The organism is Nocardia sp. NPDC059195, from assembly GCF_042754695.1.
Taxonomy (GTDB): Bacteria; Actinomycetota; Actinomycetes; order Mycobacteriales; family Mycobacteriaceae; genus Nocardia.
Map to the genome: position 1 here is coordinate 1 of NZ_JBHZBG010000050.1, position 12,949 is coordinate 12,949.

A 12,949-nucleotide genomic window follows, 5' to 3' on the forward strand; every position below is an offset into this window, starting at 1 on the left:
GTCGCCGGCTGGGTCGACGGGTCCTCTGTTGTCGATGGTGTGCCGCCAGTCGACGTGTCTTGTGTCTGGGGCTGCTGTGTCGTCACGGGTGTTTGTGGCTTGCTGGAATCCTGCGGCATGGGATACGCGGCGGTATCGAGTCCGTTCAGGGCCTCGACAAGCACGCCGTATACCCGACGAATCTCAGTGTCGACTTCTTTACAAAGCTGAACGAATTTGTCATAAGTTGCATGGACGTGAGGTATGAATATATCGACCAACCACTGCTTAGCCTTTTTACTCACATCAGAGGTAGTATTACGGTCATACGCTACCTCTCGAATATAAGTATCGATCGCAGCGCGGCTCATCCCACTGCTGTTCTGCTGCGGTATGTCAGGCGTATTGGGAGACCAAAAGCTCTGGACTGTAACCGCTTTGTGCCGCACTGCAGTGCGCAGCGCAGTCGAAACGTTGCTGAGTTCCAGAGATATCGTCGCGGCTTCGATGCGATCTTGTTCGGCACGGATAATCTGCGCATTCAGCATATTGGACGCGGAGTCACCTGCTTGCCCCTGCCATATCGACGGCAACGCCGAGAGTTGCCGCCGCTGTTCGTCGATCTCACCTGGCAATTTAGCCATTACCTTGGATAAAGCCGCAGACATCCGGTCGATTGCCGCGATGTCCATACCACGTTCAGTGTCGTATTTCGCATAGATCAATGTATTCAAGTCAGCGTTCACGAGTTCCGCTCGGCCCGCCGTTGACCTCGTTACGTCGAGCGCATCATCGTAACGCGGTAGATACTCGACGAAATACTGCAAGCCCTCGGCCCCGAGATCGAGAATCTCGTCTGCGCTACCACTTGTGGGGATATTCGGCCACGTCGGAGAGTCAGCCACGAATACCCCCTTCGAGCACGACAGAATCCGACGCCATTATGCGCATCAAAGGTTCACCCCAGCAGCAGTTATCTTCTTAACATTGGCATCGTCGACCGTCGCATAAGTATCCGCACTTGTACCGAATTGCGCGCCCGTCTTATCGACCGCGGTCTGCCAGTTCTTCAACCAGGTCTCGACCTTGCCGATCACGCCCCCGACCTTGGCCCCCTCGGCACCGTAGTCGCGACCGGCTTGCGCGGCGGTGAAGGTCCAGCCTTTGACATCGGCAGAGCACGTCCCGATGTCAGCCGCCGACGCCTTCAAGTTCGACCCCGCCTTACGTAGAGCCGTCGGATCGACCGTCACTGAATCGCCCACTTCCCCCTCCTTCTGGTCACGCGCCGGCAGGCGCACTACTCCCTTAGACGCGCCACGACCGGGATCGGTTCCACGATCACACGACAAGTGCCGCTGTGCTCGGATTCGATCACAGCGGCACCCTCGTGCGCTACTTCTCCAGGTTCCCCTGATCGGTCCGCCGCCACTCCGACGTGCCGTCGGGATGGCGGTGGTACTCCCAGGCGGCATAGTCGCCGTCTTCCTCGACGACGGTGACGTGGTCGGCCAGACCGTCGTGGTCATAGTCGGACCAGATGCTGGTCGAGTCGGTGTCGCCGGTGGAGAGGGAGTCGACGACGCCGTCGTGGTCGAGGTCGAGGGATGGGTTGTTCAGTTCGACGGGGCCGAGGCCGCCCAGGGATGAGTGGGCGTCGATGTCGGGTAGGCCGAGGCCGGGGAACTCACCCGAGGTGACCATGACTGCTCCTCCAACGGAAAGCTCGCGGATGACGACGTGGTGGGGTTGGCACCATCTTGTCATCCGCGAGCGGGTGCCGCGGGGTTCGGGGCTACTTGTTGGGGATGAGGATCCACATCGCCAGGTAGATCAGGAACTGGGGGCCGGGCAGCAGGCAGGAGACGACGAAGACCAGGCGGACGATGTTGGGGTTCCAGCCGTAGCGTTCGGCGAGGCCACCGCAGACGCCTGCGATCCACTTGTTGCTGGTCGAACGGGTGAGGCGGCGGGCGGGGGCGGTCATGGTGTGCCTTCCTGTGGAGCGGTGATGTCTCCACTGTGCCCGCGGAGCACCCCCACCCGCATCGGTCCACAGACCCATCCGCACCCTGATTTCGACAGGCCCCGACCTCAGGGTCTGACCCCGAGACGGGCACAATTGTCGAGGTGAGCACGACATTGCACGCCAGCGGCCTGTCCGCGGGACACGCCGAACGGACCCTGTTCGCCGACCTCGATTTCACTCTCGCCCCCGGCGATGTGATCGGGCTGGTCGGGGTGAACGGTGCGGGCAAGTCGACGCTGCTGCGGATGCTGGCCGAGCGCGAGCCGGGCGAGGGCAGCATCGCGCTGAGCCCGCCCGATGCGACCGTCGGCTATCTGACGCAGGAACCGGAGCGCATCGAGGGCGAGACGGTGCTCGAATTCCTTTCGCGCCGCACCGGAGTCGCCCACGCCCAGCAGGTGATGGATGCGGCGGCGGAACGTCTCGGCGATGGCGGCGACGACGATTACTCGCCCGCGCTGGAACATTGGCTGGCCTTGGGCGGCGCGGATCTGGATCAGCGCGCCGAAGAGGTCGCCGCGGACCTGGGGCTGACCGACGGCTTGGCCGGCGGACTCGATACCCCGATGACGGGCCTGTCCGGCGGGCAGGCGGCACGTGCGGGGTTGGCCTCGGTGTTGTTGTCGCGCTTCGACATTCTGCTGCTCGACGAGCCGACCAACGACCTCGACCTCGACGGCCTCGACCGGCTGGAACGGTTCGTCACCGGTGTGCGGGTGCCGCTCATGGTGATCAGCCATGATCGAGAGTTCTTGGCGCGCACCGTCAACAGCGTCCTCGAACTCGATCTGGCTCAGCAGCAAACAGGCTTCTACGACGGCGGCTACGACGCCTACCTCGCCGAACGCGAGATCGCCCGCAAGCACGCCCGCGAGGCCTACGACGAATTCGCCGACACCAAAGCGGGTTTGGAGTCGCGCGCGCAGATGCAGCGCAACTGGCTCGAGCACGGCGTGCGCAATGCCCGCCGCAAGGGCAAGAACGACTCCGACAAGATGGGCCGCAAAACCCGCGCGGAATCCACCGAGAAACAGGCCGCCAAGGCCCGCCAGACCCAGCGCCGGATCGAACGCCTCGACGTGGTCGACGAGCCGCGCAAGGAATGGGAACTGCGGATGGAGATCGCGACCGCGCCCCGCAGCGGCGCGGTGGTCGCGACAGCCAACAACGCCACCCTCGCCCGCGGCGAGTTCACTCTCGGCCCGATCACCACCCAGATCGACTGGGCCGACCGGATCGTGCTCACCGGCGCCAACGGCTCGGGCAAGTCGACCCTGCTCGGTCTACTGCTCGGCAAGATCGCACCCGATTCCGGTTCCGCCGCACTGGGTTCCGGGGTCGAGATCGGCGAGGTCGACCAGGCCCGCGGGCTGTTCCGTGGTGACGACGCGCTGGCCGACACCTTCGCCGCGGCGATGCCCGACTGGCCCGACGCCGACGTCCGCACGCTGCTGGCCAAGTTCGGCCTGCGCGGACCGCACGTGACCCGCGCCTGCGACACCCTGTCCCCCGGCGAGCGCACCCGCGCGGCGCTGGCCCTGCTCCAGGCACGCGGGGTGAACCTGCTCGTCCTCGACGAGCCGACCAACCACCTCGACCTGCCCGCCATCGAACAGCTCGAGCAGGCGGTCGAATCCTTCACCGGCACTTTGATTCTGGTGACGCACGATCGCCGGATGCTGGATTCTGTTCGGGCGACCCGTCGTTGGCACATGTCCGGTGGGCAACTCACCGAGGAATAGGCGCATGGACTACGTATTAGGCATCGACACCCGGATCACCCTGCTCATCACCGGATTCATCTTCCTGAGCGCCCTGCTGCTCGGGGTCTGGAAGTACCACGGCATCCGGGTCGCCGGCGCGGCACACGTCTATGTCGACATCGCCCACCGCGCCGCGCTGATGTACTCCTTCGCGGGAATCCTGCTCGCGGTGTTCACCGAGCTCAGCGCCTGGCCGACGATCGTCAACCTGACCGCCGACCTGGTCGTGCTCGCGTTCTTCGTCGGCGCGATCGCCAGTTACGTCCTGCACGGGCTGCGCCGGGACACCACCAATCAGTTCGACGGGCAGATCCCCGCCGGACTACGGCTGTCGATGTACGGGCTGATCGCGGGCGAGATCGGTGGCTTCGGAGTGCTGTTCAGCGGTTTCGTCGCCGGACAGTTCTAGAGCGACTGCACCACACCAGGTTCGGCCGCACCGAACAGTGCGATATCGGAGCCGAGCTTGGCCCCGATCAGTCCGGCACCGAGGGTGACACCGAGCACGGCGACCACCGCGATGAACGAACGCGAGCGCGGCACCCGTGACACGGCGAACGGGCGTGTGCGTGGCGCCTCGGCGACCGGCTCGTAAGCGGACTGGCCGTAGCCTTCGTCGCGGATCGGCACGGTGTGCGAATACCCCTGCGGCACTTCGCGGCAGCCCGGTCGTCCACAGGCCCCACCACAGCGGTGCGGCTGGTCGGCTTCGCCGTACTCGTACGGGTACTGATCTTGATAGTTGCGGGCAGGCAGCGGCGGAACCATGATCGGCCCCCTTCGAATCGTGCTGCGCGCCAAAATAACCGCCTGCGCCGAGCAGCACACACGCGCCACGGGCACACAGGTCCTTACGGCGTCTCTCGATACTAGTTGTCCCGGACCCGACCCGCCAGGCAACTAGACCGCGGCGACCCGCTTCGCCAGATCATCGGCCAGCTGACGCGCCTGTGCCGGATCGGTGGCCTCCACCATCACCCGCACCAACTGCTCGGTCCCACTGGGCCGCAACAGAACCCGCCCGGTCTCGCCCAGGGTCCGCTCCGCCTCCGCGACGGCCTCGAGCACCTCGGGGGCAACAGCGACCGCGCTCTTGTCGGACACCGCGACATTGATCAGCACCTGCGGCACCGTGCTCATCACCGAGGCGAGCGAGGCCAGCGAAGCCTTGGTCTGCGCCATCCGAGCCATCAACCGCAGGCCGGTGAGCACTCCGTCACCGGTGGTGCCGAACCGCGGGAACACCACATGCCCGGACTGTTCCCCACCCAGACTGAACCCACCGCGCCGCAGTTCCTCGAGCACGTACCGGTCGCCGACAGCGGCGGTGATCACGGTGATCTCGGCGGCGCGCATCGCGATGTGCAGGCCGAGGTTGCTCATCACGGTCGCGACCAGCGTGTTGTCGACCAGCTCGCCCGCGTCGCGCATCGCCAGCGCGAGCACGGCCATGATCGCGTCACCGTCGACGACCTCGCCGGCCGCGTCCACCGCGAGGCAACGATCGGCGTCACCGTCGAGTGCGATGCCGAGGTCGGCGCCGTGTTCGAGAACCGCGCGCCGCACATTGTCCAGATGCGTCGAGCCGCAACCATCATTGATGTTGAGCCCATTGGGTTCGGCGTTGATCGCGATCACCGTCGCGCCCGCCTCCCGGTACACCTGCGGGGCCACCTCCGCGGCCGCACCGTGCGCGCAGTCGACAACGACGGTCAGCGCGGACAGGTCCTGCCCGGTGGATTCGAGCAGATGCTCGACATAGCGTTCGTGGGTGCCCTCGACGGTGTAGTCGCCACGGACCCGGCCGATGCCCGCGCCGGTCGGGCGCACGGTGACGCCTTCGGCGATCAGGGCTTCGATCCGCGCCTCGATGGCGTCGTCGAGCTTGTGCCCGCCCGCCGCGAAGATCTTGATGCCGTTGTCGGGCATGGGGTTGTGCGAGGCGGAGATCATCACGCCGAAGCACGCGTCGTACAGGCTGGTGAGATAGGCCACGGCCGGGGTGGGCAGCACACCGACGGAGAGGACATCGACGCCGACGGAGGTCAGGCCCGCGGTCACTGCGGCCTCGAGCATCTCGCCGCTGGCGCGGGGATCGCGACCGAGCACCGCGACCGGGCGCTTCTTGCCGCGCGAGAGCACCTGCGCTGCCGCGGCGGCGACGCGCATCGCCAGTTCCGGGCTCAGCGACTCGTTGGCGAGTCCACGAACACCGTCTGTGCCGAACAGCCGTCCCATAAAAACCTCTATACCGGTAGTAGGTCCCCCGCATACAGCACGAGAGCAGGCGACCAGCCGTGCTGGAAGCCTGCTCTCGCATCTGTGCTCCGCCGACCCGGCTCATCCCCACTCGCGCGGGGAGCATACCTAGCGTATGCGAAAGCCGAAAGTCGACAGTGCGTAAATCAGCGCTTCGAGTACTGAGGCGCCTTACGGGCCTTCTTCAGACCGTACTTCTTACGCTCGGTGGCACGCGGGTCACGCGTCAGGAAGCCGGCACGCTTGAGGGCGGGACGGTCGTCCGGGGTGACCACGATCAGCGCGCGGGCGATAGCCAGACGCAGGGCGCCTGCCTGACCCGACGGGCCGCCACCGACCAGGCGAGCGTAGATGTCGAAGTTCTCGACACGCTCGACCAGAACCAGCGGGGACTTCACGAGCTGCTGGTGCACCTTGTTCGGGAAGTAATCCTCGATGGTGCGGCCGTTGAGCTCGAAGTTGCCCGAACCGGGCACCATGCGAACGCGAACGACGGCTTCCTTACGACGGCCGACGGTCTGCACCGGGCGGTCGAGGCCGAGCGGCTCGAAGGCCAGCTCTTCTTCGACGTACTCGACGTCGTCGTAGGCTTCGCCGTCTTCGACGATCTCGACGACGACCTCATCGGTCGCGTCGAACTCTTCGGCTGCGAACTCTTCAGGAGCGGTCACTGGGCCACCTGCTTGATCTCGAACGGAACCGGCTGCTGCGCGGCGTGGGGGTGGTTCGGGCCTGCGTAGACCTTCAGCTTGCCCGCGATCGCGTTACCCAGCTTGTTCTTCGGGATCATGCCCTTGACGGCCTTCTCCACGAGACGATCGGGACGGGTCGCCAACACCTCGCCGACAGTGCGCGACTTGAGGCCGCCCGGGTGTCCGCTGTGGTGGTGGATGAGCTTGTCCTGCTTCTTGTTGCCGGAGATGGCAACCTTTTCCGCGTTGATGATGATGACGAAGTCGCCACCATCGACGTGGGGTGCGTAGGTCGGCTTGCCCTTGCCGCGCAGCAGGCCAGCGGCCTGCACGGCGAGACGGCCGAGGACTACGTCAGTGGCGTCGATGACGTACCACTTGCGGGTGACGTCACCCGCCTTGGGGCTGTACGTAGGCACAGTCGTTCCCTGTCTGTCGTCGGTGTTGCCGGCCCTGATGTGTGGATCGAGGCTGTCCTGGCGGCCGGTGGAGACCCAGGACATCGAGGTGACGCCGATCCGCGAACGGTTCGACGTTCCACACGCCAACCGGCAACGATACCAGCGACGCATCACCGACCCACAATCGGGCGATGCCGACCGCCGGCCTCGACCCCCATCGGCGAAGCAACGCCACCGGCGACGCTAGATCACTACCGGCGGACCCGGGTCGGTCGCACGCGCGGGACCGGGAATCAGGTAGCGCAAAGTGTCGATGCCGGGGGTGACGCAGGTGCCGTCGTCGACGACCAAGCCGCGCGCGGTGGCGATGCCATCGCGCGGGACCGTGTTCGTGTACGGGGTGAACGCGCAGCTCACCGTTTCGGCGGCCGAGGCAACGGCGGGATCCGGCTGGAACGCCACCAGCGCCAGCGCGCCGACCACGGCCGGTGCGCCGAAGAAGCCCTTCTTCACCTTGCCGAGCAGTTTGCCGCGGCGGTCGTCATCGTCGTCATCATCGAGCGCGTGCCGCGGCGCACCACCGGTCGGACCCGCGGGCCTCGGCGGCTGCGCACCGGGCGGACCGGCGACGAACCCAGCGGGGCCCGGCGGCTGCGCGGCGGGCGGTGCCGTGGGTTGCGCACCCCAGCCGACCTGCGCGGCGACCGCCTGGCCGGGATGGTTCGGCTCCGGGTAGTCGTCGTCGTCTTCGTCGGGGTCGGGCTCGGTGACGAGCAGATGCGCGGCACCGAGTACGAGCGCGTGCATCGGATGGTCGGCCACGTGCAGACGCTGGCCGAGGTGGTTCTGGAAGGCGAAGCGCAGGGCGTCGTTGAAGCAGACATTGCCCGCCAGCAGCACCGTCGAGGTGTCGGCGCCGATCGAGCGGGCCGCGGCCATCGCCTCGATCACCACGTTGTCGGCCGTGCGGGCATCGCGCAGCGCCTCGGCACCGACCGCGACCTCCGTCGATTCGGTCGGCTGTTCGTCGTCGCCGTGCACCGCGACCACCAGCAGCGAGCGGCCGTCGGAGTAGATCCCGGTGGCGCCGACGCCGTCGCGATGCCGCTCGCTGGGCGGGGACACCAGGCCGAGCGCGCGCACATAGCCCGAGAGCGCGACGCTTTCCGGGAGTGGTTCGACGATCACGTCGAGCTGCTCGACGAGCGCCGCGTACACGTCGACCTTGTCCTCGGGCCAGCTGTCCGGATACGGCAACGCGACCACCTGCGGCTTGCCCTGCAGATGCTTGCCGATCGCGGCCAGGGGGTTGTAGAGCCGGGCCCGGAAGACGAGCTCGGCGGGCCAGGTGGCGCCGGCGATCACGATCTGCGGATGGCCGAGGATGTCGCGCACATCGGCGATCGCCATCCCCAGATCCGGTCGCTGCCGGTCGACACCGGCGGTGTGCAGCCTGCCCGCGGCATCGGCGAGCAGGTAGGCGGGCGGGGTGTAGGTGCCCTCGACCTGTACCGGGCGGACCGGGCTCGCACCGCCACCCGCGGCCACGGACACCACGTCCCACCCCAGATGTAGGGCCCCAACTCGAACGGTCACAGGATCAAGTGTGCCCGGTCGGCGACAGACACGCGCATCTTGCCCACCGAAATGGGTTTGACCTGGCCGATCATGCCTGTGCCTTCTTCAGCCGTAGGCGGCTCCAGGTGAACAGCGCGATGATCGAGGTGATCACGATGAGCATCACGATGTCGAGAATCCAGATCCCGATCGAGTGGGTCCATAGTGAGTCATCCTGGGTGCCGAGGACCAGCTCCTTCAAGTTCACCGTCGACGCACCCGCCGCGTAACCCCAGCGCGAGGGGAACAGGTACGACACCTGCTCGAGGCCGACCCGGTCGGTGACCGGGATCAGGCCGCCTGCCATCACCAGCTGCACCATGATCATCACCACGAGCATCGGCATGACCTGCTCGTTGGACTTGGCCAGGCTCGACATCAGCAGGCCGAACACCACACAGCACACGGCCGTCATCGCGATGTCGAAATACAGCTCGACGCTGCCGCTCGGGATCAGCGAACCCTGGCCCGGCGCCTTCTTGCCGATGAACGTGATGCCGATCAGCACCGCCGACTGCAGGAACGCGGTCACGCTGAACACGACGATCTTGGCCATCAGGTACGCCGATGGCAGCAGGCCGACGGCGCGCTCCCGCAGGAAGATCGACCGTTCGCCGACCAGGTCACGCACCGTGAGCGTGGCACCCATGAAGCACGCGCCGAGGATGAGCACCACCAGCAGCTGCTGTGCCTCACCGCCGCTGGCCCGCCCGAACGAACCATCGGGCATCTGCATCAAAGGCGCCTCGGTGAACCCGTCACTACCCGGCACCACCAGCGACAACGCGCCGAGGATGAACGGCAGCACCACCAGGAACGCCAGGTATCCGCGGTCGGCGAAGATCAGCCGCAGCTGTCTGCGCATCAGCGTCGAGAACTGACGCATCCCGTTCGACTGCGGCGGCGCACCCACATTGCCGCGGTTCGGTTGCGCGGGCGGTGGTGGCGGCACATGCGCCTGCCTGGATCGATACTTCGCGAAGGCCTGGTCGGGGTTGGCCGCGACCTCGGCGAAGATCTCCGCCCAGTCGCTGGTCCCCATCGCCGCACCGACCCCACCCGGATGTCCGGCGAACGCCGTCTTACCACCGGGCGCCAGCAGCACTACCTGGTCACACATATCGAGGCAGGCGACCGAGTGCGTCACCACGATCACCACGCGGCCGGCGTCGGCCAGCTCGCGCAGCATCTGCATGACCTGTCGATCCAGCGCCGGGTCGAGGCCCGAGGTCGGCTCGTCGAGGATCAGCAGCGACGGACCGGTGAGCAGCTCCATCGCCACCGACGCGCGCTTACGCTGACCACCGGAGAGCCGGTCGACCCTGGTGTCGGCATGCTGGGTGAGCGAAAGTTCTTGCAGCACACCGTCGATCACCTGCTGCCGGTCGGCCTTGGTGGTATCCGGCGGCAACCGCAGCTCGGCGGCGAAGCCGAGTGCCTGGCGAACGGTGAGCTGACGGTGCAGCACGTCGTCCTGCGGCACCATGCCGATGCGCGAACGCAGCGCCTCGTACTCGGCGTGCAGGTTGCGGCCCTCGAAGGTCACCACACCGCCGGAGGGCTGGGTATTGCCCGCGATCAGCTTCGACAGCGTCGACTTGCCCGCGCCCGACGGTCCGATCAGCGCGGTCAGCGTCCCACGACCCGCCGTCATGTTCACATCGACGAGCAGTTGCTTGTTGTTCTCGACCGTGAACCCGACCCCGTGCACCGACAGACCCTGCTCAGCGACCGGCTTCTGCCGATGCGCCAGCGCGCCCTGGGTGACGACGAAGTCGATATTGCCGATGGTGACGATGTCGCGCTCGCGCAGCACCGAGCGCTGCTGGCGGTGACCGTTGACGAAGGTGCCGTTGGCCGACCCGAGGTCCTCGATCACCAGGCCCTCTGGCGAGGAAAGCAGCTTCGCGTGCGCGCGCGAGGCCAGCGGATCGTTCACCACGATCTGGTTGTCGGAGGTGCGGCCGATGCTCAGGCCACCGGGCGGAATGCGGTCACCCCGCGCGACCGGTTCGGTCGAGGCGGCCTTGCGGACCGGCGGCAGCATCGACGAATCGGCGCGGCGGGTCATGTTGATGTTGTCCTGCGGCTGCGCGGGCAGCTGCGAGGTCGGCACGTATTGCGGTTGCGGTGGTTGCGGGCGCGAAGGCGGCTGAAAACCGGGTCGCTGCTGCTGCGGACGTGACTGTGGCTGGTGGGGCTGCTGCGGCTGCGAAGGCGGCGCGACCATGGTCGCCGCGTGGCGCGCCCCAGGCGCCGCGGGGACCAGGTGTAGCAGCGGGCCGGTAATGGCGTCACCCAGGCGTACCTGGGTGGGCCGGTCGATCGATACGGGCTGGTTCAGCCTGCGCGCGTCGACGAAGACGCCGTTCGTACTGCCGTTGTCGGCGAGTACCCAGGCGCCGTTGCTGAATCGTAGAGTGGCGTGCACACGCGAGACCAGCGGGCTGTCCACGAACAGGGTGACCTCGGGCGCGCGGCCCATGGTGATCTGCTGACTCGCTTCGAAGACTCGTTCGGTTCCATCATGGCGCACGGTGATGGTCTGCGCCCCCGGTGAAGACATGGAGCGGATACTATGCCATCGCCCGGACATCGGCGGTGCCCCCGAGACGGCTTGGAGCCCGATCCGGCGATCGACCTGCACGTGTATCCGGCCGACCAGGGGGACTGATGCCGAAAGCCCAAGTGTTCATTGCGATTTCTGTCGTGCTATGCGCGCTGATGGGTGTCGGCTGCACACGGGCGGTCGACGGGCACGGAGTCTCCGTCTACGACGACCCGTTCCAGGTGGCGGGATTGCCAACCACCGGTGGGCCGAACGGCCCGCGAACCGGCATCGCCGATTCGACCCTCACCGCGGAAAATGGTGACGACGGCGACGTGGACCAGTTGGCGCTCAACGCGATCGACGACATCCAGGCCTACTGGCAGGCCGGCTTCGGCACCGAGTTTCCCGGTGAGACGTTCGACCCGGTCGAGAAGCTGATCTCCTGGAACGCGCGCGCTGCCCGCAGCCAGGCGATCGAATTCTGCTCCGAAACCACCTATCACCTGGTCAATGCCGCCTACTGCCGCAGCGACAACTCCATCGGCTGGGACCGCGAGATGCTGCTGCCCACCATGAGCGAGACCTTCGGCCCGATGTCGGTGGTGATGGTGCTCGCCCACGAATACGGCCACGCCATCCAGACCATGGCCAAGATGGTCACCAAGAAGACGCCGGTCCTGGTGAAGGAACAGCAGGCCGACTGCTTCGCGGGCGCGTTCATGCGACACGTCGCCGAAGACAAGTCGAAGCACTTCACGATCAACACCTCCGACGGCCTGAATTCCGTACTGGCCGCGACTGTTTCGATTCGCGACTCCGATCCCGACGACCCGGAGAGCGTGCACGGCTCGGCCTTCGAACGGGTCACCGCCGTGCAGATCGGGTTCACCGACGGACCGCGCGGCTGCAAGGGCATCGACGAGGACGAGATCGACTCGCGCCGCGGCAACCTCCCGCAGAGTTTCTCCGGCGACAGCGGTCGCGGCGAATACCCCGTCTCCAAGGAAAACCTGGTCGAGCTGAGCAAGGCGCTGCAGGCGATCCTGCCGGTGGAAGAGGCACCGACCTACGACTACGCGGGCTCGCGCATCGACTGCGAGGACGGCACGATCACCGACCCGGTCACCTACTGCCCCGCCAAGAACACCATCGCCACCGACGTCGCGGGCCTTGCCGACCGCGGCGCCACCGACACCGACGACGACGGCCCGCTGCCGGTGAAGGTCAGCGGCGACTACAACGGCTACGTCGTGTTCATCTCCCGCTATACGCTGGCCGTGCAGCGCAGCCACGGCCAGCAGCTGACCGGCGCGAAGACCGGTCTGCGCGCGGCCTGCCTGTCCGGGGTCGTCACCGGGAGACTCGCCCTGCCAGGCCGCCCGGTGAGCCAGGGCGACATCCAGCTGTCCGCGGGCGACCTCGACGAAGCGGTCTCGGGCCTGCTCACCGACGGACTGGCCGCCAGCGACACCGAAGGCAAAACGGTGCCAAGCGGATTCTCCCGCGTCGACGCCTTCCGCGCGGGCGTCCTCAACGGCGAAACCACCTGCCTGTCACGGTATAGCTGAGTTATTGGAGCGCTGGCGCGCTCGAGCGCGGCCCCCTGGGGGCCGCGAGTTAGCCACCGTTGCTGGCGGCTGCGCCGCGGACGCAACGGC

13 protein-coding genes are annotated in these 12,949 nt (G+C 66.7%); 3 read left to right on the forward strand and 10 right to left on the reverse strand.

All coding sequences use genetic code 11. From position 1 onward, the window contains the following. From ACFXKN_RS32860 to ACFXKN_RS32875, 4 genes are all read right to left on the reverse strand, one after another. Positions 1–884: hypothetical protein (locus ACFXKN_RS32860; protein ID WP_379434711.1), on the reverse strand; the 884-nt coding region annotated here is incomplete at its 3' end. A gap of 45 nt (positions 885–929) precedes the next feature. Further along, on the reverse strand, positions 930–1,244 hold the full coding sequence (locus ACFXKN_RS32865; protein WP_379434713.1) for a hypothetical protein: 315 nt from the start codon (positions 1,242–1,244) through the stop codon (positions 930–932). A 130-nt stretch (positions 1,245–1,374) separates the two neighbouring features. Next, complete coding sequence (locus tag ACFXKN_RS32870) at positions 1,375–1,683, reverse strand: DUF6802 family protein (RefSeq protein ID WP_378954206.1); 309 nt, start codon at positions 1,681–1,683, stop codon at positions 1,375–1,377. A 91-nt stretch (positions 1,684–1,774) separates the two neighbouring features. After that, the gene (locus ACFXKN_RS32875; protein WP_378954202.1) at positions 1,775–1,966 is read right to left on the reverse strand and encodes a PspC domain-containing protein; all 192 of its coding nucleotides are present in this window, start codon (positions 1,964–1,966) and stop codon (positions 1,775–1,777) included. Between the two features lie 143 nt (positions 1,967–2,109). Between ACFXKN_RS32875 and ACFXKN_RS32880 the strand changes: the two genes are divergently transcribed. Both ACFXKN_RS32880 and ACFXKN_RS32885 read left to right on the forward strand, forming a co-directional pair. Next, positions 2,110–3,750, forward strand: a complete 1,641-nt coding sequence (locus tag ACFXKN_RS32880; protein ID WP_379434716.1) for an ABC-F family ATP-binding cassette domain-containing protein — start codon at positions 2,110–2,112, stop codon at positions 3,748–3,750. 4 nt (positions 3,751–3,754) lie between these two features. After that, positions 3,755–4,180 (forward strand): hypothetical protein, encoded by a 426-nt coding sequence (locus tag ACFXKN_RS32885; RefSeq protein ID WP_379434718.1) that lies wholly within the window; start codon positions 3,755–3,757, stop codon positions 4,178–4,180. Here the strand turns inward: ACFXKN_RS32885 and ACFXKN_RS32890 are convergent. The 6 genes from ACFXKN_RS32890 to ACFXKN_RS32915 all read right to left on the reverse strand — a co-directional run bounded on the left by ACFXKN_RS32890 (position 4,177) and on the right by ACFXKN_RS32915 (position 11,306). Next, positions 4,177–4,539: a hypothetical protein gene (locus ACFXKN_RS32890; RefSeq protein WP_379434720.1), complete on the reverse strand. Its 363-nt coding sequence runs from the start codon at positions 4,537–4,539 to the stop codon at positions 4,177–4,179. The two genes, ACFXKN_RS32885 and ACFXKN_RS32890, sit on opposite strands and share 4 nt — an antisense overlap. Before the next feature lie 132 nt (positions 4,540–4,671). Continuing rightward, the gene (gene glmM, locus ACFXKN_RS32895) at positions 4,672–6,009 is read right to left on the reverse strand and encodes a phosphoglucosamine mutase (protein WP_379434722.1); all 1,338 of its coding nucleotides are present in this window, start codon (positions 6,007–6,009) and stop codon (positions 4,672–4,674) included. A 167-nt stretch (positions 6,010–6,176) separates the two neighbouring features. Then, positions 6,177–6,701, reverse strand: a complete 525-nt coding sequence (rpsI, locus tag ACFXKN_RS32900) for a 30S ribosomal protein S9 (RefSeq protein ID WP_379434724.1) — start codon at positions 6,699–6,701, stop codon at positions 6,177–6,179. Further along, entirely contained in the window at positions 6,698–7,141 is a 444-nt protein-coding gene (gene rplM / locus ACFXKN_RS32905; protein WP_194825954.1) for a 50S ribosomal protein L13, read from the reverse strand. The genes rpsI and rplM overlap by 4 nt, the downstream gene beginning before the upstream one ends. 225 nt (positions 7,142–7,366) lie before the next feature. After that, entirely contained in the window at positions 7,367–8,719 is a 1,353-nt protein-coding gene (locus tag ACFXKN_RS32910; protein ID WP_378954176.1) for a hypothetical protein, read from the reverse strand. Positions 8,720–8,789: 70 nt separating this feature from the next. Then, positions 8,790–11,306 (reverse strand): ATP-binding cassette domain-containing protein, encoded by a 2,517-nt coding sequence (locus tag ACFXKN_RS32915; protein ID WP_378954171.1) that lies wholly within the window; start codon positions 11,304–11,306, stop codon positions 8,790–8,792. Between the two features lie 107 nt (positions 11,307–11,413). Between ACFXKN_RS32915 and ACFXKN_RS32920 the strand changes: the two genes are divergently transcribed. Beyond that, positions 11,414–12,859 (forward strand): metallopeptidase, encoded by a 1,446-nt coding sequence (locus ACFXKN_RS32920; RefSeq protein WP_378954166.1) that lies wholly within the window; start codon positions 11,414–11,416, stop codon positions 12,857–12,859. Positions 12,860–12,949 lie beyond the last annotated feature (90 nt).